The sequence below is a fragment of the Acidovorax temperans genome (genome assembly GCF_028596105.1).
GTDB classification, from domain to species: domain Bacteria; phylum Pseudomonadota; class Gammaproteobacteria; order Burkholderiales; family Burkholderiaceae_C; genus Acidovorax; species Acidovorax temperans.
Genome location: NZ_CP117193.1, coordinates 3142377 through 3166656, shown reverse-complemented (window position 1 = coordinate 3166656; position 24280 = coordinate 3142377). Strand labels below are relative to the sequence as shown.

22 protein-coding genes and 1 pseudogene are annotated in these 24280 nt (G+C 59.8%); 12 read left to right on the top strand and 11 right to left on the bottom strand.

Annotated elements, in window-relative coordinates; all coding sequences use genetic code 11:
* The first annotated feature begins 216 nt into the window (after nucleotides 1-216).
* The 5 genes from PQV96_RS14860 to PQV96_RS14840 all read left to right on the top strand — a co-directional run bounded on the left by PQV96_RS14860 (nucleotide 217) and on the right by PQV96_RS14840 (nucleotide 5822).
* Nucleotides 217-1578: a MobA/MobL family protein gene (locus PQV96_RS14860; RefSeq protein ID WP_273623364.1), complete on the top strand. Its 1362-nt coding sequence runs from the start codon at nucleotides 217-219 to the stop codon at nucleotides 1576-1578.
* A 46-nt stretch (nucleotides 1579-1624) separates the two neighbouring features.
* Nucleotides 1625-2020: a hypothetical protein gene (locus PQV96_RS14855; RefSeq protein ID WP_273623362.1), complete on the top strand. Its 396-nt coding sequence runs from the start codon at nucleotides 1625-1627 to the stop codon at nucleotides 2018-2020.
* A gap of 556 nt (nucleotides 2021-2576) precedes the next feature.
* Nucleotides 2577-3917 carry a hypothetical protein gene (locus tag PQV96_RS14850; protein ID WP_273623360.1) on the top strand — a complete coding sequence of 447 codons (1341 nt, stop codon included), beginning with the start codon at nucleotides 2577-2579 and terminating at the stop codon, nucleotides 3915-3917.
* Between the two features lie 43 nt (nucleotides 3918-3960).
* On the top strand, nucleotides 3961-4386 hold the full coding sequence (locus tag PQV96_RS14845) for an H-NS histone family protein (RefSeq protein ID WP_273623359.1): 426 nt from the start codon (nucleotides 3961-3963) through the stop codon (nucleotides 4384-4386).
* 371 nt (nucleotides 4387-4757) lie between these two features.
* On the top strand, nucleotides 4758-5822 hold the full coding sequence (locus PQV96_RS14840; protein WP_207375488.1) for a metallophosphoesterase: 1065 nt from the start codon (nucleotides 4758-4760) through the stop codon (nucleotides 5820-5822).
* A gap of 13 nt (nucleotides 5823-5835) precedes the next feature.
* On the opposite strand, the gene PQV96_RS14835 is transcribed toward PQV96_RS14840, so the two are convergent.
* Nucleotides 5836-6477 (bottom strand): sensor histidine kinase, encoded by a 642-nt coding sequence (locus tag PQV96_RS14835; RefSeq protein ID WP_207375495.1) that lies wholly within the window; start codon nucleotides 6475-6477, stop codon nucleotides 5836-5838.
* Nucleotides 6478-6535: 58 nt separating this feature from the next.
* Here PQV96_RS14835 and PQV96_RS22355 point away from each other — a divergent pair, with 58 nt between their 5' ends.
* Nucleotides 6536-6679, top strand: coding sequence for a hypothetical protein (locus PQV96_RS22355; protein WP_420482152.1), 144 nt, complete (start codon nucleotides 6536-6538; stop codon nucleotides 6677-6679).
* Nucleotides 6680-6843: 164 nt separating this feature from the next.
* On the opposite strand, the gene PQV96_RS14825 is transcribed toward PQV96_RS22355, so the two are convergent.
* The 9 genes and pseudogenes from PQV96_RS14825 to abc-f form a co-directional block, all read right to left on the bottom strand.
* Complete coding sequence (locus PQV96_RS14825) at nucleotides 6844-7761, bottom strand: formylglycine-generating enzyme family protein (protein ID WP_242638126.1); 918 nt, start codon at nucleotides 7759-7761, stop codon at nucleotides 6844-6846.
* Nucleotides 7762-8034: 273 nt separating this feature from the next.
* Nucleotides 8035-8747, bottom strand: a pseudogene (locus PQV96_RS14820) (IS5 family transposase).
* Between the two features lie 265 nt (nucleotides 8748-9012).
* Complete coding sequence (locus PQV96_RS14815) at nucleotides 9013-10311, bottom strand: tryptophan--tRNA ligase (protein ID WP_207373887.1); 1299 nt, start codon at nucleotides 10309-10311, stop codon at nucleotides 9013-9015.
* A 37-nt stretch (nucleotides 10312-10348) separates the two neighbouring features.
* On the bottom strand, nucleotides 10349-11017 hold the full coding sequence (locus PQV96_RS14810) for a site-2 protease family protein (RefSeq protein WP_066694242.1): 669 nt from the start codon (nucleotides 11015-11017) through the stop codon (nucleotides 10349-10351).
* Nucleotides 11018-11126: 109 nt separating this feature from the next.
* On the bottom strand, nucleotides 11127-11762 hold the full coding sequence (locus tag PQV96_RS14805; protein ID WP_207373888.1) for an L-threonylcarbamoyladenylate synthase: 636 nt from the start codon (nucleotides 11760-11762) through the stop codon (nucleotides 11127-11129).
* Between the two features lie 25 nt (nucleotides 11763-11787).
* Entirely contained in the window at nucleotides 11788-12651 is an 864-nt protein-coding gene (locus PQV96_RS14800; protein ID WP_273623356.1) for a 3',5'-nucleoside bisphosphate phosphatase, read from the bottom strand.
* Between the two features lie 71 nt (nucleotides 12652-12722).
* A complete protein-coding gene (recJ, locus tag PQV96_RS14795) occupies nucleotides 12723-14447 on the bottom strand; it encodes a single-stranded-DNA-specific exonuclease RecJ (protein ID WP_273623355.1) in 1725 nt (574 codons plus the stop codon).
* On the bottom strand, nucleotides 14444-15406 hold the full coding sequence (locus PQV96_RS14790; RefSeq protein WP_207373890.1) for a phosphoglycerate mutase: 963 nt from the start codon (nucleotides 15404-15406) through the stop codon (nucleotides 14444-14446). The genes recJ and PQV96_RS14790 overlap by 4 nt, the downstream gene beginning before the upstream one ends.
* 103 nt (nucleotides 15407-15509) lie before the next feature.
* Nucleotides 15510-17414, bottom strand: coding sequence for a ribosomal protection-like ABC-F family protein (gene abc-f, locus PQV96_RS14785; RefSeq protein WP_207373891.1), 1905 nt, complete (start codon nucleotides 17412-17414; stop codon nucleotides 15510-15512).
* A gap of 74 nt (nucleotides 17415-17488) precedes the next feature.
* Between abc-f and PQV96_RS14780 the strand changes: the two genes are divergently transcribed.
* The 5 genes from PQV96_RS14780 to PQV96_RS14760 all read left to right on the top strand — a co-directional run bounded on the left by PQV96_RS14780 (nucleotide 17489) and on the right by PQV96_RS14760 (nucleotide 21949).
* Entirely contained in the window at nucleotides 17489-18742 is a 1254-nt protein-coding gene (locus PQV96_RS14780; protein ID WP_207373892.1) for a lipoprotein-releasing ABC transporter permease subunit, read from the top strand.
* Nucleotides 18735-19475 (top strand): lipoprotein-releasing ABC transporter ATP-binding protein LolD, encoded by a 741-nt coding sequence (gene lolD, locus PQV96_RS14775; RefSeq protein ID WP_273623354.1) that lies wholly within the window; start codon nucleotides 18735-18737, stop codon nucleotides 19473-19475. Before PQV96_RS14780 ends, lolD begins: the two co-directional genes overlap by 8 nt.
* Before the next feature lie 18 nt (nucleotides 19476-19493).
* The gene (locus PQV96_RS14770) at nucleotides 19494-20318 is read left to right on the top strand and encodes a TatD family hydrolase (RefSeq protein WP_273623353.1); all 825 of its coding nucleotides are present in this window, start codon (nucleotides 19494-19496) and stop codon (nucleotides 20316-20318) included.
* A gap of 269 nt (nucleotides 20319-20587) precedes the next feature.
* Entirely contained in the window at nucleotides 20588-21628 is a 1041-nt protein-coding gene (locus tag PQV96_RS14765; RefSeq protein ID WP_044395424.1) for an IS630 family transposase, read from the top strand.
* Between the two features lie 33 nt (nucleotides 21629-21661).
* Complete coding sequence (locus tag PQV96_RS14760; protein WP_273623352.1) at nucleotides 21662-21949, top strand: hypothetical protein; 288 nt, start codon at nucleotides 21662-21664, stop codon at nucleotides 21947-21949.
* Between the two features lie 108 nt (nucleotides 21950-22057).
* Here PQV96_RS14760 and PQV96_RS14755 read toward each other — a convergent pair whose 3' ends face one another.
* Entirely contained in the window at nucleotides 22058-23170 is a 1113-nt protein-coding gene (locus PQV96_RS14755) for an IS5 family transposase (protein ID WP_273623351.1), read from the bottom strand.
* Between PQV96_RS14755 and PQV96_RS14750 the strand changes: the two genes are divergently transcribed.
* Nucleotides 23169-24263 carry a WG repeat-containing protein gene (locus tag PQV96_RS14750; RefSeq protein WP_273623350.1) on the top strand — a complete coding sequence of 365 codons (1095 nt, stop codon included), beginning with the start codon at nucleotides 23169-23171 and terminating at the stop codon, nucleotides 24261-24263. The two genes, PQV96_RS14755 and PQV96_RS14750, sit on opposite strands and share 2 nt — an antisense overlap.
* Nucleotides 24264-24280 lie beyond the last annotated feature (17 nt).

Sequence of the window (24280 nt, the reverse complement as noted above, 5' to 3'; positions counted from 1 at the left end):
GGTAGCATAAAATTAATTCAAATTCTAATTAAATTCGCATATCGTGATTTTTTCTGCTATTCTGAAATTAGCAGCGAAGATATATGTTAGCGGATAAATTAAATAGTCATCATCTATTAGCCCCCTGCAAGGGCTCACTTATGCAAACTCCCCAAGGGGAGATTTGCGTTCGCCCTGCCGGGGGCGTTGCTTCGCAACCTATGAAGGATTTAGCCCATGTCTAAATCCCTCGCTACGTGGTTCACTCCGTCTCTACAAACGATATCGCGTAGCGCTGGGCGCAGTGCTGTGGCTGCTGCGGCTTATCGTGCTTGTGTAAAGCTAATTGACCAAACCACAGGGTTAATTCATGACTACACCCGCAAGGGCGGGCACGTTGAAACTATCCTAATTGGTGCTGACGACATTTCGGAGCTTTGGAACAAAGCCGAATTAGCAGAGACTCGAAAAAATTCTACGGTGGCCCGTGAATTGATGCTCCCATTGCCTGACCAATGGACGGACAACGAGCGGCGCGAATGCGTCCGCGACATCGCGCAACATTTGCGCGATACATACGGCGTAGCCGTATCTGGTTCAATTCACGCCCCAAATCGCCACGATAGAAACAATCATGTTCATATGATGTTTACAACCCGTACCGTAGACATTGATGGCACTTTTGGGAAAAAAACCCGAATTCTTGATGATATGAAAACGGGCGAAGTCTCAAAACTTCGGGAAGCTATTTGCAAAATTGTCAATGCCCACGCCGAAAAATTAGATTCTGATTTTTATGTCTACGCCGGGAAATTTTCCGATATAGATAAAAATCATATCCCGACAAAGCACATTCCAATTAATGCAGGTGGCGGATACCGGAACGCCATCACCGCACAAAACGCGCAAATAACAATACATCGCGCCAATTTGGCTACCCATGAAAAAAAAGCGGAGCTGTTGAAAGCGGAGCTTTCTAACGCTTCAATTTTGACAACCCCAGAAAGCACGCCCGCGCCAGATGCCCCTAGAAGCGTCGATGTTGAAAAGGTTGAGGCTACCCCACCAGCCGAATTAGAAAGCCCGTTTAAACGTAAAAAAATACCTCATGCCTGCGAAATCGCCTATCAGAAGCATCAAGAAACACTTAAAAAACGTGAGCAGTTAGAGCAACTATCCAAACAATGGCATAAAAAATATGATGAGCTTTTAGCCCATGAGCCGACCCGAACTCAAAGAATTTTTGCAAAAATTGGCTTAGGTACAGAAAAGATTGAGCGCTACGACTTGGAGCTAGTACGAGCTAAAAAAGCTTTATCCGACATAGAGCACAATAAAACCGTCTATCAAAAAATCCTAGGCGACAAAAATTCATTGGCGCTTATTGAGCAGTACAACGCCATTGTTAGCCACAATGCCAAACTTTGGGAAGCCGAAGCGCAAGCACTATTAGCGCACTCTCAAAAATTAGAACGTGAACGCGAATTAAAAGAAGAACAGGAGCGTGAACAAGCCACGCCCGCCGTAGATTGGACGGTCGGTTTAGACCCGACTGAGGATAGAAAATCCTACCCCAAAGATATTGAATTGGGTCGTTAATTCAGTAACATAAGCATTAAGAAACACATTTTTAAAGGCTTATGTTATGACTACCAACACACTACCAACTCGAATTTTCGTTTTATGCAATGCAGGTTATGACGATGATTTTATATTTTCAAAGTCTCGGGCGGCACGTTTCAGAATACCTCTGCAATCTGAACCAATTGGTTATATAAATAATCATTACAACAGTAGGAGCTATTACGTTTATTTACCTATTCCAAACAGTCCACAACTTTTGAATTACGTTAGAAAAATTAACGAACCCCGCGTTAAAGGCATTTATCCGAGCTGGAAAATGATGGGTTTTAGTGACGGCCCAGAGGGTGGACCAATTCCACCAGAAAAATTAGAGTGTATTAAAAAATATGCAGAACACCGACTAGAAGAGGTTAAAAAAGGAATAATTAACCCCATGTACCCTTTTCCCGATGAATAAAGTTTGCGAAGCAATAAAAAAGCGGCTCTTAGGCCGCTTTTCTGCTTTGTGGGGTAATGCTCCCCCATGCTGGGGCATGGGGGCGGGGGGCATCCAGCCTAACAACCCCATACATAAAAACGTATAAAACCTAGCGGGGGGCCACGGCCCGGAGGGCTGGGGGGGCGCCGCCCCTAGGGAATAATTGTATTAGCCATACACAAATCCAATCAATTCCAATAAACATGAGGAATTCAGAAGATTTTTTTGTGCAAAGTTTAATTTACTTTTGATATCACAATACTAGCCAAGAATTGAGGGCTTACACAGCCAGAAAAGAAAAAACCGGATGTATTTCTACACCCGGCCTATTCTTGATTTTAAGATTGAAAAATGATAACTTAAATGGAGCAAATCAAGTTGGCGCTTGATTTGCCCAAGACTGACGGTAAACGCACTACGCATCAATCTCTTTATATATATTTTAACCTAGCAAGGTTAAATGTCAAGTGTAAGTGAGGAGTAATTCATAGGGTTTTATTTCAGTTTTGAAAAATTAACTGAAATGGACGCACCTATGAAATTTAATGCCACAGCAATTAGACAGCATCAAGCATCGCGCTTACTAACCCGCGAATTTTTAGAAACGGGCAAGAATATTTTGGGCGACGGTTTAAAACTTTGCCAACGTGCAAAAGCACACAATAGCCACAATCCAGACACCGCAATAATTGCAGTTGAGAAAAAAGCCGTAAAGGAAAAAATTAACGGCAAATGGCAAACAAACATTTATACAGTTGCCCGTATGCACGACGCCGCACAATGCGGTAACGCGCATTTGTGCCCCCATTGTGCAGGCTATAAAGCCGCACACATGCGCAATTGGATTGACCTAGCACTTTTGCCCGCCGCAAAGGCTCATGATTTGCATGTTGGCTTGATGACGCTAACAGCACAACACCGCCGCGCCGATGACTGGGCCGCACATGTAAAAAAATACTATTTAGCCCTTTCTGATTTTAATATCGCAATGCGCCGCGATTTCCTTAAAATTGGCAGTCTAGGCAAGCTGCGGGCGATGGAATCCCCCGTAGGCTCTAATGGGCTACATTTACATATCCATGATTTATTTACCTACAAGCCAGGCACAAAAATTAAATCATTTCAAAAAATTGTTTTTAAATATTGGAAGGCGGCATTGAAGAAACATGGGCTTAGCTGCAACTCTCACGGAGTTGACATTAAGGCACAAGGAAAATTTGACCCGCTATATGTCGCAAAAGAACTGGCCGCTTATGACACGAAAGACAAAAGCAAAAGCGATTTAAAAAACCTGTTCCAATTGCTGGACGCAAGCGCCAAAGGCGACAAACAAGCCTCAGCCGATTGGGTACGCGCAGCCCGAGCAATTCAGGGCCGCGACCGCTGGAATGTTGGGCAACTAGCGCAAAAACTCGGAATTCCATGTCCCTCAGACTGGAAAAAACCGGAAGGCATCGCAAAGATAGACCCTCAACGGCTGGTTATTTCGTACCCACAACCACAACACATGATTGCAACCAGCCCCGCAAATCCTCGGGCGGGCCTTGCTTTCATCCTTCGCGCCGCACGCAACGAAGCAGCCCGACCCGGTACAACGCAAAGAATGGTTTTGCGCATGTGCGATGAAACCATCAAAGCCGATGTTGAGCAAATTAAATTCAGGCACGCTAAAACACTTGGAAAGCTAATTAAATCAAGCTTTACCACCGATGAAAAAGAAAAACTCTGCGCAAAAATTCACAGTCATTGCACATTTGCAATTGCAGAGTACCGCACAACGACTTATAGCTACATGTACCCAGCGCCTAAGCCTGCGCCACAAGTAAAAGAAGACTATTCCGACCTAATTCCGGGACAAGAATTGGACTTTTCCTAATTGCAATTGTGTGCTACATTGATTGCCTCAATTTGGAGGCATCATGGCGGACACTAGCACGGCACAACTGGAAAAATTGGAAGCGGAACACGCTAAGCGCATTGCAGCGCTACAAGACATTGAAGCGCAATTGTCCGCATTGCGTGTCGCAAATCGCGACGCAAAGCGCGCAGAGCTCAAAAAACAAATTGCTGACTACGGCTTTACCGCCGCTGACTTGTTCGAGCAGACAAAGCCCAAGCGCAAGCCACGCACAGCCAACAAAGCCAAAGAGGGTGAAGCAGCAAAGCCCACGGCAGAAGCCAAATACCGCAATCCCACGACCGGGGAGACCTGGGCAGGTGGTAGAGGGCGTAAGCCCTTGTGGGTCATCGCTGCGGGCGCTGACATTGAGAAGTTTCGAATCCCTGCCGCTCCTTCGAATGTAGCCGCCGAAACACCCCCAAAAGGTCTAAAAACCGTGGTATAAGAGCCTATCCGCGCTACTGGTAGCAATGCTAGTAGCAAAATTTTAGACCTCGCTATCATCTAAACCGTTGATTTATAAGGGTTTTGGCGGTTGGGCACATTTGTCCCACCCTCTCCGCCATGTATCAAGGCCCGGTAGCTATTCAAACCATAGCACCGGGCCTTTTTCTTTGTGCGCGGGTGGGTAAATTTTCGGCTGCAACCCAGTTGGCTCAGCGCGTAGGCCAAGGGGCGATTGCAGGCCTCGCGGGGGTGCGCTGAAAAAAGGTCTGTGAGTGATTGGGTGTGCCGTTCGGTGTGGCCTCAAAATATACGGACGGGTAGGCCTGCTGCTCAGCGCACTCTCACAGCCCTTGAACCCCCTGCCATCCCATGAGTCTCATTCAATCGCTTCCCGAAGGACCGCTGGATATCGTCGGTGATATCCATGGCGAGTTCGATGCGCTGCTCGCGCTGTTGAGCCATTTGGGCTACGACCCGCGAGGGCACCATCCACAGGGCCGTAGGCTGGTGTTTGTGGGCGATTTTTGCGACCGTGGGCCCGACAGCCCGGCGGTCTTGGCGTTGGTGCAAAAGCTGGTGCAGTCGGGCCGCGCAGCTGCGGTTCTGGGCAACCACGAAATCAATCTTTTGCGTGAGGATGCCAAGGACGGCTCTGGTTGGTTTTTTGATGCGCGTGTGGTGCGTGACCATGAAAAATACGCGCCGTTTCAGCGGCCCACCCCGCAAGAGCGCCAAGACATCATCCAGTTTTTATCGGTTCTGCCCATCGGTCTGGAACGCGCCGACTTGCGCGTGATTCACGCAGCGTGGCAGGACGAACAGATCGAAGCCGCCAGGCGCCTGCCACTGGGCTCGGTGCGAGCAGAGTACGACCAGTGGGAGCACATTGCCCAGCAGCAGGCGCGTGAGACCGCGCTGGCCGAGCGCATGGCCCGCGAATTGGAGCAATGGGAGCACGGGCTGGAAAACAGCCAGCGCCAGCCGCCGTTTTTGCACGCCCATGCTGAGTACGAATCCAGCAAGCAGATGCTGAACCCGCTGAAGGTGCTGACCTCGGGTGTGGAGCAAAAGGGCTCGGTGCCGTTTTTCTCGGGCGGCAAGTGGCGCTTTGCACAGCGCATGCCGTGGTGGGATGCCTACACAGAAGCAACGCCGGTGGTCGTTGGCCACTACTGGCGGCGGGTCCACAAGATCGACCGGGGGGCGGTGGGTAAGGGCGACTCGGACCTGTTTGCCAGCACCCATCCGTTCGCTTGGCACGGCCAGCGGGGCAATGTGTTCTGCGTGGATTTTTCAGCGGGCGGGCGCTGGTTGGAGCGCAAGTCGGGAACTGTGGTGGGCCACGATTTCAAGCTGGCTGCACTGCGCTGGCCTGAGCGGGTGTTGCAGTTTGACGATGGGCACGTTCAGACCACGACGGGCTTTGGCGTATAGCCGCGCCTTGTGCTCAATCGCTGGCAGAGGCAGGCAGCACCAGTCTGAATTCAGCGCCCTGGCCCACTGCACTTTCCACCTCCAGTGAGCCGCCGTGGCGTTTGACCACGGTGTGTACCAACGCGAGGCCCAGGCCCACTCCAGAAATGTTGGGGTGGGTCAGGTCATGAAGGCGAGAGAAGGGTTTGAACAGTCGGTCTTGCTGAGCGGGGTCGATACCTGGGCCTTCGTCGCGAACGCTGATGATCCAGTTGGGGCCTCTCGCGCACAGGCTGCACTGCACCGTACTTTGGGCGGGACTGTATTTGATGGCGTTGTTGAGCACGTTGGCCAGGGCCCGCGCCACCAAGGGGCGGTCGCCCAGACAGGGTGCTGAGCCAGGAGTTTGGAAGATAGTGACGCTCAGCCCCTGATTGCGGGCCTGTGTACATGCGTCGCCCACGGCATCCTGCAGCACGGATGCCGGGTCCAGCGGCCCCACGCGGTATTCGTGGCTTTGGGCGCTGGCCAGCCGCACAAAGCTCTCGGCCATACTGAGCGATGCTTGTGCATATTTTTCGATGCGCTTGAGGAGCTCGTCACCCTGCGGAGGCTCGATGCTGTTGCGTTGCATCTGCAGCAGCGTGAGGATCGAGGTCACGAACAGAATGGGCATTTCCGGCCCCACATGTTGTCGCACCCAGCACCACCTCCGGCCCTGTGGTGTCCTGCAGGTGCCAGTCCACGATGAGCAGGTCGAAGCACTCGCTCTGCAAGCTGTACAGCAACTGCGCTCCGGTCAGGTAGGTGTGGCAGCTGTGGCCCATGGCGTGCAGGGCCTGTTTGAAAAGATCGAGCTGAAGCGCATCGTCGTCTAACGCGGCTATGCGCATGCTTCACCCTACGGCTTTGTCCATGAACCAATATTTCCAAGGGATGCCCGGTTTGGGTGTGAGCCTGAGCCCGTTGGCAGGTCTAGTTGATGTTTTGATGCTGGGGTTGGCTTGGTGAAGCGTGAACCCAACCGGGCGCAATTCAGGGCTCAGTCTGGCGTTGCTGCTGCTGGGCTCCACTCGCGCAGCAGGCGCATGCCCACCAGCGTGTAGCGGGTTTGGGGGCTGTTCCAGTTGCGGTAGCTGCAGCGTGCATAAAAGGCCCAGGTGTGCCACGAGCCGCCACGGCGCACGCGCACGGAGCCTGTTTCGGGCCCTTGCGGATCGGTAGTGGGGGATTGGGCGTAATAGCCCTCGTCGTGCCAGTCGGACACCCATTCCCACACATTGCCCTGCATGTCGTGCAGGCCCCAAGTATTGGGCGGGTAGCTGCCCACGGGTGCGGTGAACACGTAGCCGTCGTTGCCAGGCAGGGCATGTTGCTTCCACTTGGGCCACAGCGGCGCTGTGGATTGGTCGAACACATTGGCGTACTGCGCGAGTGCGGCGGGGTCGTCCCCGTGGGGGTAGCGGGTTCGTGTTTGGGCCCGGCAGGCGTATTCCCATTCGGCCTCGGTGGGCAGGCGGTAGCGCACGCCTTCGCGCTGGCTCAGCCACTGCGCCAGGGCCTGGGCGTCGTTCCAGGTGACGTTGACCACGGGGTGGTCGTCAGCCTGTGCAAAGCCTGGGTTGCGCCATGAATAGCGAGGGTCGCGCCCTTCAAAGGCATCGCCTCGCTGGGTGGTGGCCGGGTCGTATTGCGGGCTGTAGCCATAGCCGCCAGTGCCATCAGACACCGATTCCGGCTGGTAGCCCGACTGGGCAAGAAACATTCGGAACTGCCCCACGGTGACTTCGTGTTGGCCCAGGTAAAACGGGCGGCTGATATGCACCTCATGCACGGGTGCTTCATCGCTGAGGGCGGCAAAGCGCTCAGCCTCCAGCAGGGGGTACGCTTTGGCCAGTTCTTGCGCGGACTCGGCGCTGCCCATCCAGAAACGGCCAGCGGGGATTGGCACAAACCGCATGCCCAGTGAGTTGACCACAACCTGAGATGGGTTGTCGGGCGGGGCGGGGCGTGAGGGGGGCGAGGTGATGGTGCTGCAACCGGCCAACAGGGTGGTTACAGCCAACAAAACAGCAGCGGAGCGGGGTGCTTGCATGGGCGCCTCAGAGCAGTGGGCCCAGTGTACGGCAAGGTTACAAAGGCTTGCCTTGGCGCAGAGGCATGCTCAGCAAACCTGCATGTCAGTGATGAGTGATTTCTAATGAAAATAGGCTCTTCTAGGACGTGTTGAGAATCAGCGAGAGTTGATAACCCCAGCTGCGAGATAGATCATCGCTGCGAAGCTGCTATCCGTCTTGTCGCTGCGCATTGCGATACGTTTGAACTCCTTGAGCTTGCAAAAGAAGTTCTCGATCAAGTGGCGCCATTTGTAGACCTCCAGGTCAATCTCCAGTGGCGCTCTCCTGCGGGGCATCTGTGAGATCACCACCTGCGCCCCGCGCTTGTCCAACTCCTGGATCAGCCAATTCACATCGAAGGCCTTGTCGGCAAGCAAGGCATCAAAGCGCACATCAGCGATCAGCTCTTTGACCCCTTTGGTGTCATGGCGCTGCCCTGGCATCAAGACGAACTTCACCAGATTGCCCAATGCATCCGTCAGCGCCAGTATCTTCGTGGTCATGCCGCCCCTCGAGTGGCCTATGGCCTGGCCCGAAGTCCCCCTTTTGCCCCCTGGCCGTGCCGATGCACTTTCACAATCGTGGCATCCACCATCGCATATTCCATGTCCGGCTGCTCGCTCACTGCATCGAACAGACGTTGGAACACATCGGCCTTAACCCAGTCTCTAAAGCGCTTGAACACCGTGTTCCACTTGCCGAACTCTGGCGGCAGGTCTCGCCAGGGGCTGCCTGTGCGGGCAATCCACAGCACTGCCTCAACGAAGCGGCGGTTGTCTGTGCCGCTGCGCCCCGGATCACTTGGCTTGCCAAGGCAGTGCGGCTCCATCTTGGCCCATTGTGCGTCTGTCAGTACCCATCGAATGCTCATGCGCCTATTGCATCACAGCCCTCCGAGCCGTTGTGCTTGATTCTCAACAGCCCCTAGCGAATGCTAGTGATGCACTCGATAAATGTCGCACGACGAAATCACCGTCTACAGACGTACGGCGATTACCATCACTACTATTCGCTAGAAGAGCCTGAAAATAGCTGCTAGCGCTTTATGGATAAGCGCTAGCAGCTATGTTTTTGATAGTGAAATAGAGCGGGCCTCAACCGTTGTTGGCAGCTGCCAGTGCTTGCAGGGCCGCTTGCACATCGGCAGTGTCAACGTCTTCCACAGGCGCCAGATGCTGCGCCAGTTGGGCGAGGGCGTCTGCCTGGGTTTGCAGTTGGGCAATGGCCTGGCCAGCCTCTTTGGGCGCCGCGAAGCCCGTGCTTTGCAGCAGCAGGCGGCCATCGGCGGCCAGCAGCTTGAAATAGAACTTGCCATCGGCCTCGCGGTATTGCTTGAACGAGGGCAGGGCCACCTTGGCGGCTTTGGCGTTTTTGGCGGCGCTGGTTTGCGCCAGGCTGCGCAGGCCCACGGCCGAGCGCAGCTCTTTGATGAACGGCGTGGCCAGGGCGCGCGCCCGTTCGGCGCCAGCCAGCAGGGATTGCTCGATGCGTGCGGGGTTATTGATCAGCGTGTCGTACTGCTCGCGCATGGGGGCAATGACCTGGTCCACCCGCTCCAGCAGCAGTTGCTTAGCGTCGCCCCAGGCAATGCCCTCGGCATAGGCGCGGCGCAGGGCTTCGGTTTCTTCAGGGGTGGCAAAGGCCTGGTAAATCTGGAACAGCGCAGAGCCTTCGGTGTCCTTGGGTTCGCCAGGGGCGCGCGAATCGGTGAGCAGGCTGCCGATGAGCTTCTTGAGCTGGTCACGCGAAGAGAACAGCGGGATGGTGTTGTTGTAGCTCTTGCTCATCTTGCGGCCGTCCAGCCCGGGCAGGGTGGCCACGTTGTCATCAATCACCGCTTCTGGCAGCACAAAGTGCTCGCCATACAGGTGGTTGAAGCTGCTGGCCATGTCGCGTGCCATTTCAATGTGCTGCACCTGGTCGCGCCCCACGGGCACCTTGTGGGCCTTGAACATCAAAATGTCGGCGCCCATGAGCACGGGGTACATGAACAGGCCAGCGGTCACGCCATCATCGGCATCGCGCCCGGCTTCCAGGTTCTTGTCCTGGGATGCCTTGTAGGCATGGGCGCGGTTGAGCAGCCCTTTGCCCGTGACGCAGCTCAGCATCCAGTTCAGCTCGGGAATCTCGGGGATGTCGGACTGGCGGTAAAAGGTCACCTTCTCCGGGTCGAGCCCCGAGGCCAGCCAGCTGGCAGCAATCTCCAGCGTGGAACGCTGGATGCGCACCGGGTCTTCGCACTTGATGAGTGCGTGGTAGTCGGCCAGGAAATAAAAGCTTTGCACACCAGGGCGCAGGCTGGCGGCCACCGAAGGCCGGATGGAGCCCACAAAGTTGCCCAGGTGCGGGGTTCCGGTGGTGGTGATGCCGGTGAGAAAGCGCGTGGTGCTCATGGAACGAGGTCTGCAGGAAGAAGAGGAAAAGCGGAATTCAGCGCAGCAAGGCGGTGAGCGGCGTGAGCAGCAGGTTGATGGTGCTGTAGCCCAGGCTCATCAGCGGACGCAGCCACAAACTGCCGACCACGCCCGCGATGACCAACGCCATCACGATGAAAAAGCCCCAGGGCTCGATGCGCGACACCATGTGCGCCTGCTTCCAGGGCAACAGGCCCACCAGAATGCGCCCGCCGTCCAGCGGCGGCAGCGGGAACAGGTTGAACGCCCACATGACCAGATTGACCTGCACACCGGCACGCGCCATTTCGATGAAGAAGCGCTCATCGACACCCATGCCCACCATGGTGATCAGCACCACGCCCCAGGCCACCGCCTGCACAAAGTTGGACGCAGGCCCGGCCAGCGCTACCCACACCATCTGCTGTTTGGGTTTGCGCAGATTGCCAAAGTTGACCGGCACAGGCTTGGCATAGCCGAACAGGAAGGCGCCCGACGTGGCGAAGTACAGCAACAGCGGCATCAGGATGGTGCCGACGGGGTCGATGTGCTTGGCGGGATTGAGCGTGATACGCCCCATCATGTACGCCGTGTTGTCACCGAAGTGGCGGGCCGCATAGCCGTGGGCCGCCTCGTGTACGGTGATGGCGAACAGCACGGGCAGTGCGTAGATGAGGATGGTCTGGATGAGATTGGAGGTGTCCACCCGCGTATTGTCTCAGACAGCGGCGGGCTCCCAGGAGCCATGGCGCAGATGGCCGGACAGCGAGCGGGGTGGGGCGGAGCGATTCAGACCGGTGGTGGTCAGGGCCGCCTCAAAGCCCCAGGGCCTGCAGGCTACCGCGCCCCTCGCGCACAACCTCCGGGTCGCCGCCGGTGCCCATGGGGGTGAGGTCCACCACGGTGGTGGGCTCTTGCGGGCAGCCGCCTGCGTCCACGATCGCGTCCAGCACTTTCTCATAGCGCGCGCGGATCTCTTCGGGGTCGTTCAGTGGCTCGCTTTCGCCCGCGGGGATGAACGTGGTGGCCAGCAGCGGCGCACCGTGCAACTCCAGCAGCAGTTGCAGGCCCTTGCGGTCAGGCACCCGCAGGCCAATGGTTTTGCGAGACGGGTGGCTCACCCGGCGCGGCACTTCCTTGGTGGCTTCGAGGATGAAGGTGTAGGGGCCGGGCGTGCCCAGCTTCAGCAGCCGGTACTGGCGGTTGTCCACGCGGGCGTAGTTGGCCAGTTCCGACAGGTCGCGGCACAGCAGCGTCAGGTGGTGTTTTTCGTCCACCTGGCGAATGCGGCGCAGCCGGTCGGCTGCGTCCTTGTCGTCCAGGTGGCAGACCAGGGCATAGCTCGAATCGGTGGGCACGGCCACGATGCCGCCCTTTTGCAACAGCGCAGCGGCCTGCTTGAGCAGCCGGGGCTGCGGGTTGTCGGGGTGGACTTCGAAATACTGTGCCATGGCAAGGCCTGCTGCGTTGAAGGGTTCAGGTGGCGGGCCGCACGCGGTCGGCCAGCGTTTCCCAGATGGGGGTGAGGTGGCCCGGCAGGTAGGGCAGGGTGCCCAGGTCGGTGTGGGACTCGTCCGGGCTGTGGAAGTCGCTGCCGCGCGACGCTGCCAGCCCAAACTCTTCGGCCATGGCGGCGTAGGTCACGTACTCTGCAGCGGTGTGGCTGCCCGTCACCACCTCCACACCCGCCCCGCCGTGGGCCTTGAATTCGGAGAACAGGGCGTATTCCTCGTTGGCGGTGAACTTGTAGCGCGCCGGGTGGGCAATCACAGCCAGGCCACCGGCCTCGGTGATCCAGCGCACGGCATCACCCAGCGTGGCCCAGCGGTGGGGCACGTAGCCGGGCTTGCCTTCGGTGAGGTATTTGCGAAAGACCTCGTTCGTGTCGCGGCACACCTGCGTCTCTACCAAAAACCGCGCAAAGTGCGTGCGCGAGATCAGCTCGGGGTTGCCCACAAACTTGAGCGCGCCTTCGTAGGCGCCGTGGATGCCCACTTGCGCAAGCTGGGCCGCCATCTCCTGCGCCCGCTCGCCACGCCCGCCGCGCGTGGCGGCCAGCCCCTGGGCCAAAGCCGTGTTGTCGGGGTCGAAACCCAGGCCCACGATGTGCACCGTGTTGCCTGCAAAGGTGACGGAAATTTCGGTGCCCGTGAGGTAGGCCATGCCCTGGCTGCGTGCCGCAGCGGAGGCGCGGTGCTGGCCGCCAATTTCGTCGTGGTCGGTCAGGGACCACAGCTCCACACCATTGGCCTTGGCGCGGGCGGCAAGTTCTTCGGGCGTGAGGGTTCCGTCCGAGACGACAGAGTGGCAGTGCAGGTCAGCGTTGAGGTAGGAGGTCACGAATTCATTCTACGGGTTCGACCCGGCTGTGCTGGCGCCAGGGCTTTTGCGGTGCGTGCCTCCCGCGCGGCCTACAGCTGCGCCCCTTCCACCAGAAACTGCACCTTGCGCTCGCCCTTCCATTCGTTCACATCCAGGCGGAAGGCCAGCAGCACCCGGGCGGGCAGGGGTTCGGTGCGGCCAAACCAGATGGCGTCTACCGGGTTGCCCTGGTGAATGAGCTTGATGGAGAGGTGGTTCTTGGCCTCGCCCACCAGGCGCTGGCTCAGCACCTCCACCTCTTCGCTGAAGGTGGGCGGCAAAAAGCCCTGGCCCCACACTTCGCGGTGCAGGGTGTCCACGATGTCGGCGCGGCAGTATTCGGGGGCCAGGGGGCCGTCGGTTTCGATCTTGCGGGTGAGGGTGGCGGCGTCCAGCCATTCCTGAGCGACCTGGGCAAAGGCCTGCTCAAACACGTCGAACGATTCCTCTGCCACCGTGCAGCCCGCCGCCATGGCGTGCCCGCCGAACTTGAGGATGACGCCGGGGTGGCGTTTGGCCACCAGGTCCAGCGCATCGCGCAGGTGAAAGCCGGGGATGGAGCGGCCCGAGCCCTTGAGTTCGTGCTCCTTGCCCGGCGCGCTGCTGGCGGCAAACACAAAGGTGGGGCGGTGCAGCTTGTCCTTGATGCGGCTGGCCACGATACCCACCACGCCTTCGTGAAAGTCCGGGTCGAACACGCTGATGGCGGGTGGGGGCTCCTCGCTCTCGTCAAACAGGCTCTCGGCCATCAGCATGGCCTGCTCGCGCATGCCGCCTTCGATCTCGCGGCGCTCGCGGTTGATGCCGTCCAGCATGGCGGCCAGTTCGGCAGCGCGGCCTGCGTCGTCCGTCAGCAGGCATTCGATGCCCAGCGTCATGTCGGCCAGGCGGCCTGCGGCGTTGATGCGCGGGCCCAGGGCAAAGCCAAAGTCGAACGTGGTGGCCGCAGCCGCCTTGCGGCCTGCTGCGTGGAACAGAGCGGCCACGCCAGCGGGCATTTGGCCTGCGCGGATGCGCTTGAGGCCCTGGGCCACAAGGCGGCGGTTGTTGGCGTCGAGCTTCACGACGTCGGCCACGGTGCCCAGTGCGACCAGGGTGAGCAGCGGGTCAAGCTTCGGTTGGGTGGCGGCATCAAAAACGCCGCGTGCACGCAGCTCGGCCCGCAGTGCCAGCAGCACGTAGAACATCACGCCCACCCCGGCCATGGACTTGCTCTCGAACGTGCAGCCGGGCTGGTTGGGGTTGACGATGGCATCTGCCGCAGGCAGCGCGGGGCCGGGCAGGTGGTGGTCGGTAACGAGCACTTGCAGGCCCAGGGCCTTGGCCTCGGCCACGCCTTCCACGCTGGCAATGCCGTTGTCCACGGTGATGAGCACGTCGGCACCGCGTTCCTTTACGCGGCGGGCGATGGAGGCGGTGAGGCCGTAGCCGTCGGCCACGCGGTCGGGCACCAGGTAGTCCACGTTCTGCGCGCCCAGCAGGCGCAGGCCGCGCACGCCCACGGCGCAGGCGGTGGCACCGTCGCAGTCGTAATCGGCCACGATGATGAGGCGCTGGTTTTTCGCCATGGCGTCGGCCAGCAGGCGGGCGGCGGTGTCAATGCCTTTCATGCCTTTTTCACCGCTGGGGGGCAGCAGGCGGGCCAGGCCGTCGTCCAGCTCGTCTTTGCTTTGCACGCCGCGTGCGGCATACAGGCGCGCCAGCAGGGGGTGTACGCCTGCTTGCTCCAGCGCCCAGGCGGTGCGGGGGGGAATGTTTCTTGCTACTATTTTCATAGCTGCTCGCGCACGTCCATAAAGCGCTGGGGCCTTAAAAAGCGTTGAATGCGTTGCACCAGCCCCAGGGGCGCGGTGTGGAAGGATTGCGCGCTGTGCTCGCCACTCAGCGTCAGCCGCACGGGCTGGCCCTGTTCGGCTTGCCGCAGCAGCTCGGCCACGGGGCCTGCGTCCAGCGCGGTCCAGGCGCTGGCCCAGGCGCGCCAGTCTTCGCGCAGGGCGGGGGCACGCAGGGCATCTGCCACCTGCGGCGGCTGCGCGGGCGTTGTCAGATCCGCGGGCAATGCCCCGGTGCCGTGTACCCAGAACGAGTTGACTGCTGGCAGGCCCTGGGCCCCGCGCGCGTCGTTGAAGGGGTGGGTGTAGAGCAGCATCTGCATTTCGCTTTGCAGGCGGTGCAGGGTGCGGGCCTCGCGCGCGTTTGGCATCCAGGCGCGCACGTCGCGGCCCTGCACGCGTTCGAGCGAGGCGGTGGCCAGCGTGGCAAACAGGGGGCTGCTGGCCAGCCAGCGGGTGGGCTGGTCGTAGTGCAGGGTGATGCCGTCCTCGGCAAACCACGGGGCCACGATGGCGAGCAGCTCACGCGAGGCAGCTTCGTTCAGGCCCAGGTGGGCCGGGTCGTGCAGGGTGATGTGGTCGGTGGTGACTTGCCACTGGCAGGGCGTGATGAAGGCCCAGGCGGAAGCGTCCGGTGTCTGACCTGTGGGTTGCCCTTGCTGCAGGCGGTGCCACGCGGCCCAGGGGATGAGCCCGTCTTGGGTGCCCATGCCCAGCGCTTGCGCCAGCGCGCGTTCGTGCGGGGGGGTGAGGCTGGTTTCCTCGCCAGGGCTGGCGTCTGCCGTGCTCAGGCGGGCCAGCAGGCGGTCCAGATGGGGCAGGGCCAGGCCTTTCAGGGCCTCTTGCGCGCCAGGGGCGCGGCTGGCGGCGTACGGGATCAGCAAATGGTGCGGTGCGGGCATGGGCCGTATTTTCGTGGGTGCGGCAGCGGGCGGGCTGCATGGCCGCCGCAGGGGCGGTGGTTCGGCAGCGGCTTGGGCGGCGGGGGCTGGGCCCCGCCATCGCTCAGGGCGCCAGATCCGTCCACCGCTCCAGCGCGGCCAGCAGTTCTTCTTCGATCACGCCTTCGCGGGCGTGCAGGGCCGTGGCGCGCTGCGGGTCGCGGGTGTAAAGCGTGCCATCGGCCAGCTCTTGCTGGATGGACTGCTGCTCGGCCTCCAGCGCGGCGATGCGGTCGGGCAGTTGCTCCAGCTCGCGCTGCTCCTTGTAGCTCAGCTTCTTCTTGGGGGCGGCGGCTTGTTCGTCTTTGGCCGCCGCGTTGCCGCCCTTGCCCTCTGCGGCAGGCGCTGCCGTGGCTGCGGGCGGGGTGTTGCGCTGATCGCGCAGGGCCTGGCTGCGCTGGGATTGCTGCAGCCAGTCTTCCACACCGCCTTCAAATTCGCGCCACACACCGTCGCCTTCGTAGGCAATGGTGCTGGTGACCACGTTGTCCAGAAAGGTGCGGTCGTGGCTGACGAGGAACACGGTGCCAGGGTAGTCCAGCAGCAGTTCTTCCAGCAGGTCGATGGTTTCGATGTCCAGGTCGTTGGTGGGCTCGTCCAGCACCAGCACGGTGGCGGGGCGGGCGAACAGGCGGGCCAGCAGCAGGCGGTTGCGCTCACCGCCCGACAGCGACCGCACGGGCGAATGCGCGCGGGCGGGCGAGAACAGAAAGTCGCCCAGGTAGCTGCGCACATGCTTGCGCTGCCCGTTGATCTCGATCCACTCGCTGCCGGGACTGATGAAGTCTTCCAGCGTGGCGTCCAGGTCAATCGCGTCGCGCAGCTGGTCGAAGTAGGCCACCTGCAGGTTGGCGCCGCGGCGGATGGTGCCGCTGTCGGGTTCTAGCTCGCCCAGAATCATCTTGAGCAGCGTGGTCTTGCCTGCGCCGTTGGGGCCCAGCAGGCCAATCTTGTCGCCGCGCAGCAGCGTGGCGCTGAAGTCGCGGGCAATCACCTTGTCGCCAAAGGCTTTGCTCACGTGCTGCAGCTCGGCCACGATCTTGCCCTGGTAGTTGCTGTCGCCCCCGGTGCCCACTTCCATCTTCACCTTGCCCACCACGTCGCGGCGGGCGGCGCGGGTTTCGCGCAGCTTTTCCAGTCGGCCAATGCGGCTTTGGCTACGGGTGCGGCGCGCTTCCACGCCCTTGCGCACCCACACTTCTTCCTGCGCCAGCAGCTTGTCGGCCTTGGCGTTGATGACGGCTTCCTGCGCCAGCTGCTCTTCCTTTTGCAGGCGGTAGGCGGCAAAGTTGCCAGGGTACGAGCGCAGCTGGCCCCGGTCCAGCTCAACGATGCGGGTGGCAATGCGGTCCAGAAACGCCCGGTCGTGGGTGATGGTGACCACGCTGCCCTTGAAGTCGATGAGCAAGTCCTCCAGCCAGCGGATGGAGTCCAGGTCCAGGTGGTTGGTGGGTTCATCGAGCAGCAGCACATCGGGCCGGGCCACCAGCGCCTGGGCCAGGGCCACGCGCTTTTTGGTGCCGCCAGAGAGGTCGCCCACGCGGGCGTCGGGGTTCAGGTGCAGACGCTGCAGGGTTTCTTCCACGCGCTGCTCCCAGTTCCAGGCGTCAGCCGCCTCGATCTGGGTTTGCAGGGCGTCCAGGTCCACGCCCTCGGCGTGGGCCAGGTATTGGTCGCGCAAGGCAATCACCCCGGCCAGCCCGGCAGAGGCCGCCTGGAAGATGGTGGCGTCGGGGTCCAGTGCGGGTTCTTGCTCCACAAAGGCGATGCGGGTGCCTTGCTGCACTTGCAGCGTGCCGTCGTCGGGCTTGGCCAGCCCGCCCAGAATTTTGAGCAGCGAAGACTTGCCCGCGCCGTTGCGGCCAATCAGGCCGACGCGTTCATTGGTTTCAAGGGAAAAGCCGGTGTGGTCCAGCAAAGCGACATGCCCGAAAGCCAGCTGGGCATTGAGTAGGGTGATAAGAGCCATGGGGGGGATTATCCGGGGGGCGCCCTGGCGGTTTGTTCAGAAGGGCTTCCACCCAATGCCACAATCGCGCTTCCATGCAAATTCCTTACGAACTGGCTTTGGGCTGGCGCTACACCCGCGCCGGCCGCGCTACGCGGCGCAACGGCTTCATCTCGTTCATCTCGGGCGTGTCCATGCTGGGCATTGCGCTGGGGGTGGCGGCGCTCATCATCGTGCTGAGCGTGATGAACGGCTTTCAAAAAGAGGTGCGCGACCGCATGCTCAGTGTGGTGTCGCACATCGAGATCTTCGCGCCCCACGGGGCCGCGATGCCCGACCCCGCCCGGACGCTGGCCGAGGCCCAGCGCAACCCCAATGTGGTGGGCGCTGCGCCCTTTGTGTCGGCCCAGGCGCTGCTGGCGCGTGGCGAAGACATGAAGGGCACACTGGTGCGCGGTATTGACCCCGACAAAGAAGGCGCGGTGACCGACCTGGCCGCTACCAACGCCGAGGTGCTCAAGCAACTGGTGCCCGGCGAGTTCCGCGTGGTGCTGGGACGCGAGCTGGCCCGTTCGCTGGGGGCGCGTGTGGGTGATGCCATCACGCTGATTGCTCCGGCCGGGCAGGTCACGCCCGCGGGTGTGGTGCCACGCCTCAAGCAGATGACGGTGGCGGGTACGTTTGATTCGGGCCACTACGAGTACGACTCGGCCCTGGTGATGCTGCACCACGAAGACGCCCAGCGCATCTTCCGCCTGGAAGGCCCCACGGGCGTGCGCCTGAAGCTCAAGGACCTGCACGAGGCCCGCACCGTGGCACAGCAACTGGCAGGCAGCCTGAGCGGCGACTTGCTGATCCGTGACTGGACGCAGCAAAACCGCACCTGGTTTGCCGCCGTGCAGCTTGAAAAACGCATGATGTTCATCATCCTCACGCTCATCGTGGCGGTGGCGGCGTTCAACCTGGTGAGCACGCTGGTGATGACGGTGACCGACAAGCGCGCCGACATCGCCATCCTGCGCACCCTGGGCGCCAGCCCCAAAAGCATCATGGGCATCTTTGTGGTGCAGGGCGCCATGGTGGGGGTGATTGGCACCTGCGTGGGCCTGCTGCTGGGTTTGGGCATTGCCGCCAACATCGACGTGATCGTCCCGGCCATCGAGCGGGCGCTGAACGCCAGCTTCTTGCCCAAGGACATTTACCTCATCAGCAAGATGCCGAGCGAGCCGCAGGCCAGCGACATCGTGCCCATTGGCGTCATTTCTTTGGTGCTGGCTTTTGTGGCCACGCTGTACCCCAGCTGGCGTGCCAGCCGTGTCAATCCTGCAGAGGCACTCCGCTATGAATAATGTAGCTGCTCGCGCTTATTCAGAGGGCGCTGCAGGCCAAAATGGCCAAAATTCTCTGGGCGGTGAAGTGGTGCTGGAAGCCAAGGGCCTGACCAAGCGCTTCACCGAAGGCCGCCTGGATGTGACCGTGCTGCACGGCGTGGACCTGCAAATCCGCGCAGGCGAAACGTTGGCCATCGTCGGCGCTTCGGGCTCGGGCAAGAGCACGCTGCTGCACCTGCTGGGCGGGCTGGATGCGCCCACGGCGGGCACGGTGCGGCTCAAGGGCTCGGAGCTGTCCACCCTCTCGCCCGAGCGGCAGGGCCAGCTGCGCAACCAGCACCTGGGCTTCATCTACCAGTTCCACCACCTGCTGCCGGAGTTCAGCGCGCTGGACAACGTAGCCATGCCCCTGCGCATCCGCCGCCTGCCGTTGGCCCAGTGCCATGCCGAGGCCGAGCGCGTGCTGGCCTCTGTGGGCCTGGCTGGGCGCTTGCAGCATCGCCCGGCCGAGCTGTCGGGTGGCGAGCGCCAGCGCGTGGCCATTGCCCGCGCCCTGGTCACCCGCCCGGCCTGCGTGCTGGCCGACGAGCCCACCGGCAACCTCGACCGCAACACCGCCGATGGCGTGTTTGACCTGATGCTGCAACTGGCCCGCGACCAGGGCACCGCGTTTGTGATGGTGACGCACGATGAATCACTGGCCGCGCGCTGCCACCGGGTGGTTCGTTTGACCTCTGGCGTGCTGCGCTGATTGGCATACACGCGGCCCATGGCCTGGATTGACACCCACGCCCACCTGGATGCGCCTGAACTGGCGCACGATGTGGATGCGGTGCGCGAGCAGGCCCGGGCCCAGGGCGTGGTGCATTGCGTGCTGCCCGCGGTAGAGCGCAGCAACTGGGACAGCGTGCGCCTGCTGGCCCACCGCCATGGCGACAGCTACGCCCTGGGCATTCACCCCCTGTACACCGGCCGCGCTCAAGACGAAGACCTGGAGCTGCTGGCCCACACCCTGCAGCAGCACCGCGCTGACCCGCGCCTGGTGGCGGTGGGCGAAATCGGGCTCGACTACTTTGTGCCGGGGCTGGACGCCGAACGCCAGCAGCGCTTTTACCGCGCGCAGCTCGCGCTGGCGCGGCGGTTTGATTTGCCCGTCATCCTGCATGTGCGCCGCTCGGCTGACAAACTGCTCAAGGGCCTGCGCGACATCGCCGTGCCCGGCGGCATCGCCCACGCCTTCAACGGCAGCAGCCAGCAGGCACAGGCTTTCATGGCGCTGGGCTTCAAGCTCGGTTTTGGCGGCGCCGTGACGTATGACCGCGCGCTGCAACTGCGCCGGCTGGCGGCCGAGCTGCCCGAATCAGCCATCGTTCTGGAAACCGACGCGCCCGACATCCCCCCGCACTGGCTCTACACCCCCGCCGCGCAGCGGGCCGCAGGCCAGCCGCAGGGGCGCAACACACCCGTCCAATTGCCCCGCATTGCCCAAGTGTTGGCCGATGTGCGCGGTGTGCCGCTCGCGGCACTGGCCCGCGCCACCACGGCCAACGCCTGTGCCGCGCTGCCGCGTCTGGCCGGGTTGTTGCGTGGGTGAAAAGTGGCGCTGCCGCTTATCTGGCAAGCGGGAGGCGCTATCAAAAAAAATGTCGCCGACCAGGTTGGTGGGATTGGGGTAATTGGAATTTGACCCCGATTCATCCACTGCAATTCTGGAAAACGAGGCTGTCCCATGGACCGACGATCAGCGATTCAAGCGATGAGAATCGAAACGGAAGTGTTCTAGGATAGAAACCCATAGTAGTTGCCTATTGATCGGGCCCCATAAAGATTGAACTTTCTGCTGATTTTCGCGTTCGAAGCAGCATGGACAAAGAAGACGCGAGATACCAAACCCTGGAGCAGCTTCACGAGCGGCGCAAGCAAGTCATCCGACTGCACAAACGGGGCATCAAAGTCATGGAACTGGTGCAGATGTCGGGCTTGAGCTACCCGGCTGTGCGCAAGGTGCTTGATCTGTTCGAGCAAGGCGGCTGGCCAGCCATCAAACCAGCCGGTCGTGGTCGCACGAAAGGCGATGCCCGATTGCTCACGCCCGAGCAAGAAGTCCACATCCAAAAGACCATCTGCGACAAACGTCCCGAGCAATTGAAGATGGACTTCTTCCTGTGGAGTCGCGCCGCCGTGATGCAGCTTATCGAACAGGAATGTGGCTTGAAATTGGGTGTGCGCACCGTGGGCAAATACCTGGCACGCTGGGGTTTCACCCCACAAAAGCCCATCAAGAAGGCATACGAACAACGCCCCGAAGCCGTCAAGGCCTGGCTAGATGAACACTACCCGGCCATCGAGGCCAAGGCCAAGGCTGAGGGCGGCGAAATCCACTGGGGCGATGAGACCGCACTGGTCAACACCGATGTACGCGGCAGGAGCTATGCACCAGCAGGTGAGACACCCGTGGCGTTCACGGTGGGCAGCACACGCCAGAAGCTGTCGATGATCGCCACGGTGACCAACCGGGGCAAGGCACGCTGGATGATCATTGACGAGGCCTTCAACAGCGACAAGTTGATTGAGTTCCTGGAGGCCTTGATCAAGGACGCGGGCAAGAAGGTGTTCCTGATCCTTGACAACCTGCGTGTACATCACAGCAAACCGGTCAAGGCGTGGCTGGCAGAGAGAAAGGAACAGATCGAGGTGTTCTACCTGCCCAGCTACAGCCCGGAACTCAACCCAGAAGAGCGTTTGAACGCCGACCTCAAGCAGGCCATGGGCAAGCGGGTCCCGGTCAGAACAAAAGCAAAACTGCGCGATGCGGCCAACGAACACATGGCCATGCTGGAGAAGTCACCCGAGCGGGTGATGAGCTACTTTCAGGATCCCCGCGTCAAATATGCCGCCGCTTGAGACTTCATGGGGCCGGAGCAATAAGAGGATCTTATGCGGACCGCCCAGTCAGCCCACACGTACCTGATCGCTATCAAATTTTTTATAACGGTATTTTTGCTATGGCAAACCAACGCTGCGATGCCCGAAGTGTTCAGCTGCGGCGGTGTAGAGGCGGGCCAACTTGTGCAGCAAAAAGACCTCTATGGCCTGTGCCGACGCGACAGCAACAGAAAAGTTCACCAAGTTGTGGCACCCAAGTTCGCCTACATACGTACTTCGACCAATGACTACGATCGAATGCCAGCAAAAGACGCACAAAGCGGCCTATCAGGCTGCTGAAATACTCCCCGCCGCAGCCCAGCCCACCTCCCCGCTTTTGACGGAACCGCCTGATTTTTCAGCAGTCTGGGCCTGTTTTGCTCGTTTTTGAGCCCTTTTCTTCGCCCTTTACACCCCGCTGGCACCCTGCAGACGCACCTGTCCCAAGGTGCGCATGCGCGTGAGGTTGTACGCAGCCATGTTCAGCACAAACAACTGGTCGACCTTTTGCAGTCCGCGCACCATCACTTGCCGGATGCTGCCGATCATCTTGGCCCAGCCAAAGCCTTGTTCGATCAGCTTTCTCTTTTGCTGGGAGATGGCGTAGCCTTCGCTGTTTGCAATCGCGTCAGGAACTGCCGACTGGCGCCCCGATTTGTTCTGCGCCACATGGGGCAGCACGTTCATCTCTTGCAGCGCGTCGATGAACTCCCTGGCGTCGTAACCCTTGTCCGCGCCCAGCGTGATAGTGATGGGCTCATCGCCCGGTAGTGCCTGCCGCGCATCGTTGATCATGGCCTTGGCCGCTTCACGTTCGGCATGCCCGTCAGCCTGGGTGACCACAGCACTGACCACCAACCCATGGCGGTTGTCGGTGAGTGTGTGGCCCATGAAGCGCAACTCACTGGCCGTCTTGCCCTTGCGGTACAGCCTTGCATCCGCGTCCGTTGTGGACTCGTGGGTGTCGTTGCTGCGCTTTTGGCCTTTGAAGTTCCCCGCGTCGGTATCGTCGTCGCCCTGGCGGTCTTTGCGCACAAAACTCTTGTGGCCCGCCCAGGCCTGGATCAGGGTGCCATCCACGCTGAAGTGCTCGCCCGAGAGCAGTTCCCGCTCCTGGGCTTGTTGCACGATCTGATTGAAGAACTCGATGACCGCATCGTGCTCGATCAGGCGTTCGCGGTTCTTGCTGAAGACGGTGGGCACCCAAACGGCATCGTCCATGGCCAGGCCAATGAACCAGCGAAACAGAAGGTTGTACTGGGTCTGCTCCATGAGTTGGCGCTCCGAGCGCACGCTGTAGAGCACCTGGATGAGCATGGCGCGCAGCAGCTTCTCGGGGGCAATGCTGGGGCGCCCGCCCTTGATGTCGGCCGCATACATCTGGGCAAACAGCCCATCCATGTTTGCCAGGGCCTTGTTGACCATGATGCGGATCACCCGCAGGGGGTGGTCGGCGGGCACGAAGTCATCGAGATGGCGCATCGTGAACAGGCTCTCGGTGAAGGTGTCGGCTCCGCGCATGGATGGCTCGTCTGTCTGGTCAGTAGGGGGCTTGATTGTCGCGGCTGGGCGGCTGTCGCGGACTGTCGGTGGGGAGTATTTCAGCAGCCTGCTATGGGGGTTCATCGATACCGCTGGACAGTGGCAAATCCAGCCCACATTTACTTACGTCCATGATTTCGACGGCACTATTGCCAGCGTACAGAAGGACAAGAACTATCTGCTGATAGACCGCAGCGGGAATGTTGTCCGGGATCTAGGAAAAAACTATATTGGTCAGTTCGAAAACGGATACGCAGTTTTTTTTACAGGCCCTGCTGATACGAAGACCAGTGAGGCGTGTGAAAAAATTCTTTCCTCGATTCATGATGTTTTTGAAAGAAATGCTTACCAGTATTGGACGCCCGATTGTGCTCGTATCGACGCAAAAATGACTATTGTGGACCAAAATATGAAGCAAATTATTCCGCCGATATGCGATGCCACGACCCAAATTTTTGCTTATGGAGCTCGATTGGCCATGCGACATCGGATGTTTGCCTGTCGAATCAACGATAAGTGGGGTGTCATGACGCTTGAGCAAAAGATGATCGTGCCTCCAGATTATGAAATGCTCGGCTTCAATCTAGATCTCAGCAAGGACAGCAAAGGGCGCGAAAACAAACTTATTGGCCATGCTCGAAAAGAAGTTGAATCAGGCTACTTTACTAAAAAAATTCAGTTGTACGAAATGTTGTTTGATGACGGGAGCCTTGTATTTGAGCCGCTCGAAACAGAAACGGTCCCTCAATATGAAAACTGGCTTGCTCGTAAGATGTTTCAGTTGTGGGATTACGTGCGAAAAAATGCTGGTATTGAGAAACCTTTTACCTCTGAAAACTATCCGTTTCATTTTATTGGTCTCATAGCTACCGTCACACTCACACTTGGCAGTGCCGTGTTTTTGAAGTCGAAAGGCTGGCGGACATGGCAGATTGCCGGCGCAGCCCCCGCCGTTGGTGTTGTGGGAGGTCTAGGTGCTGGATTTTTGGCTTACCTGTTGTATGTGGTGTTTCTGGCTGCTTTTATTGTTATAGCTGGTGCTGCTTTGATTTTGGTTTTCTTTCGGCGATAAAGAGTTCGATGTGGAAT

What these genes read in the sequence shown, in the direction of transcription:
- PQV96_RS14860 (WP_273623364.1), top strand. Translation starts at nt 217, where the DNA reads ATGTCTAAATCCCTCGCTACGTGGTTCACTCCGTCTCTACAAACGATA.
- PQV96_RS14855 (WP_273623362.1), top strand. Translation starts at nt 1,625, where the DNA reads ATGACTACCAACACACTACCAACTCGAATTTTCGTTTTATGCAATGCA.
- PQV96_RS14850 (WP_273623360.1), top strand. Translation starts at nt 2,577, where the DNA reads ATGAAATTTAATGCCACAGCAATTAGACAGCATCAAGCATCGCGCTTA.
- PQV96_RS14845 (WP_273623359.1), top strand. Translation starts at nt 3,961, where the DNA reads ATGGCGGACACTAGCACGGCACAACTGGAAAAATTGGAAGCGGAACAC.
- PQV96_RS14840 (WP_207375488.1), top strand. Translation starts at nt 4,758, where the DNA reads ATGAGTCTCATTCAATCGCTTCCCGAAGGACCGCTGGATATCGTCGGT.
- PQV96_RS14835 (WP_207375495.1), bottom strand. Translation starts at nt 6,477, where the DNA reads ATGCCCATTCTGTTCGTGACCTCGATCCTCACGCTGCTGCAGATGCAA.
- PQV96_RS14825 (WP_242638126.1), bottom strand. Translation starts at nt 7,761, where the DNA reads ATGCGGTTTGTGCCAATCCCCGCTGGCCGTTTCTGGATGGGCAGCGCC.
- PQV96_RS14815 (WP_207373887.1), bottom strand. Translation starts at nt 10,311, where the DNA reads ATGAGCACCACGCGCTTTCTCACCGGCATCACCACCACCGGAACCCCG.
- PQV96_RS14805 (WP_207373888.1), bottom strand. Translation starts at nt 11,762, where the DNA reads ATGGCACAGTATTTCGAAGTCCACCCCGACAACCCGCAGCCCCGGCTG.
- recJ (WP_273623355.1), bottom strand. Translation starts at nt 14,447, where the DNA reads ATGAAAATAGTAGCAAGAAACATTCCCCCCCGCACCGCCTGGGCGCTG.
- PQV96_RS14790 (WP_207373890.1), bottom strand. Translation starts at nt 15,406, where the DNA reads ATGCCCGCACCGCACCATTTGCTGATCCCGTACGCCGCCAGCCGCGCC.
- abc-f (WP_207373891.1), bottom strand. Translation starts at nt 17,414, where the DNA reads ATGGCTCTTATCACCCTACTCAATGCCCAGCTGGCTTTCGGGCATGTC.
- PQV96_RS14780 (WP_207373892.1), top strand. Translation starts at nt 17,489, where the DNA reads ATGCAAATTCCTTACGAACTGGCTTTGGGCTGGCGCTACACCCGCGCC.
- lolD (WP_273623354.1), top strand. Translation starts at nt 18,735, where the DNA reads ATGAATAATGTAGCTGCTCGCGCTTATTCAGAGGGCGCTGCAGGCCAA.
- PQV96_RS14770 (WP_273623353.1), top strand. Translation starts at nt 19,494, where the DNA reads ATGGCCTGGATTGACACCCACGCCCACCTGGATGCGCCTGAACTGGCG.
- PQV96_RS14765 (WP_044395424.1), top strand. Translation starts at nt 20,588, where the DNA reads ATGGACAAAGAAGACGCGAGATACCAAACCCTGGAGCAGCTTCACGAG.
- PQV96_RS14760 (WP_273623352.1), top strand. Translation starts at nt 21,662, where the DNA reads ATGCGGACCGCCCAGTCAGCCCACACGTACCTGATCGCTATCAAATTT.
- PQV96_RS14750 (WP_273623350.1), top strand. Translation starts at nt 23,169, where the DNA reads ATGGATGGCTCGTCTGTCTGGTCAGTAGGGGGCTTGATTGTCGCGGCT.
- PQV96_RS14755 (WP_273623351.1), bottom strand. Translation starts at nt 23,170, where the DNA reads ATGCGCGGAGCCGACACCTTCACCGAGAGCCTGTTCACGATGCGCCAT.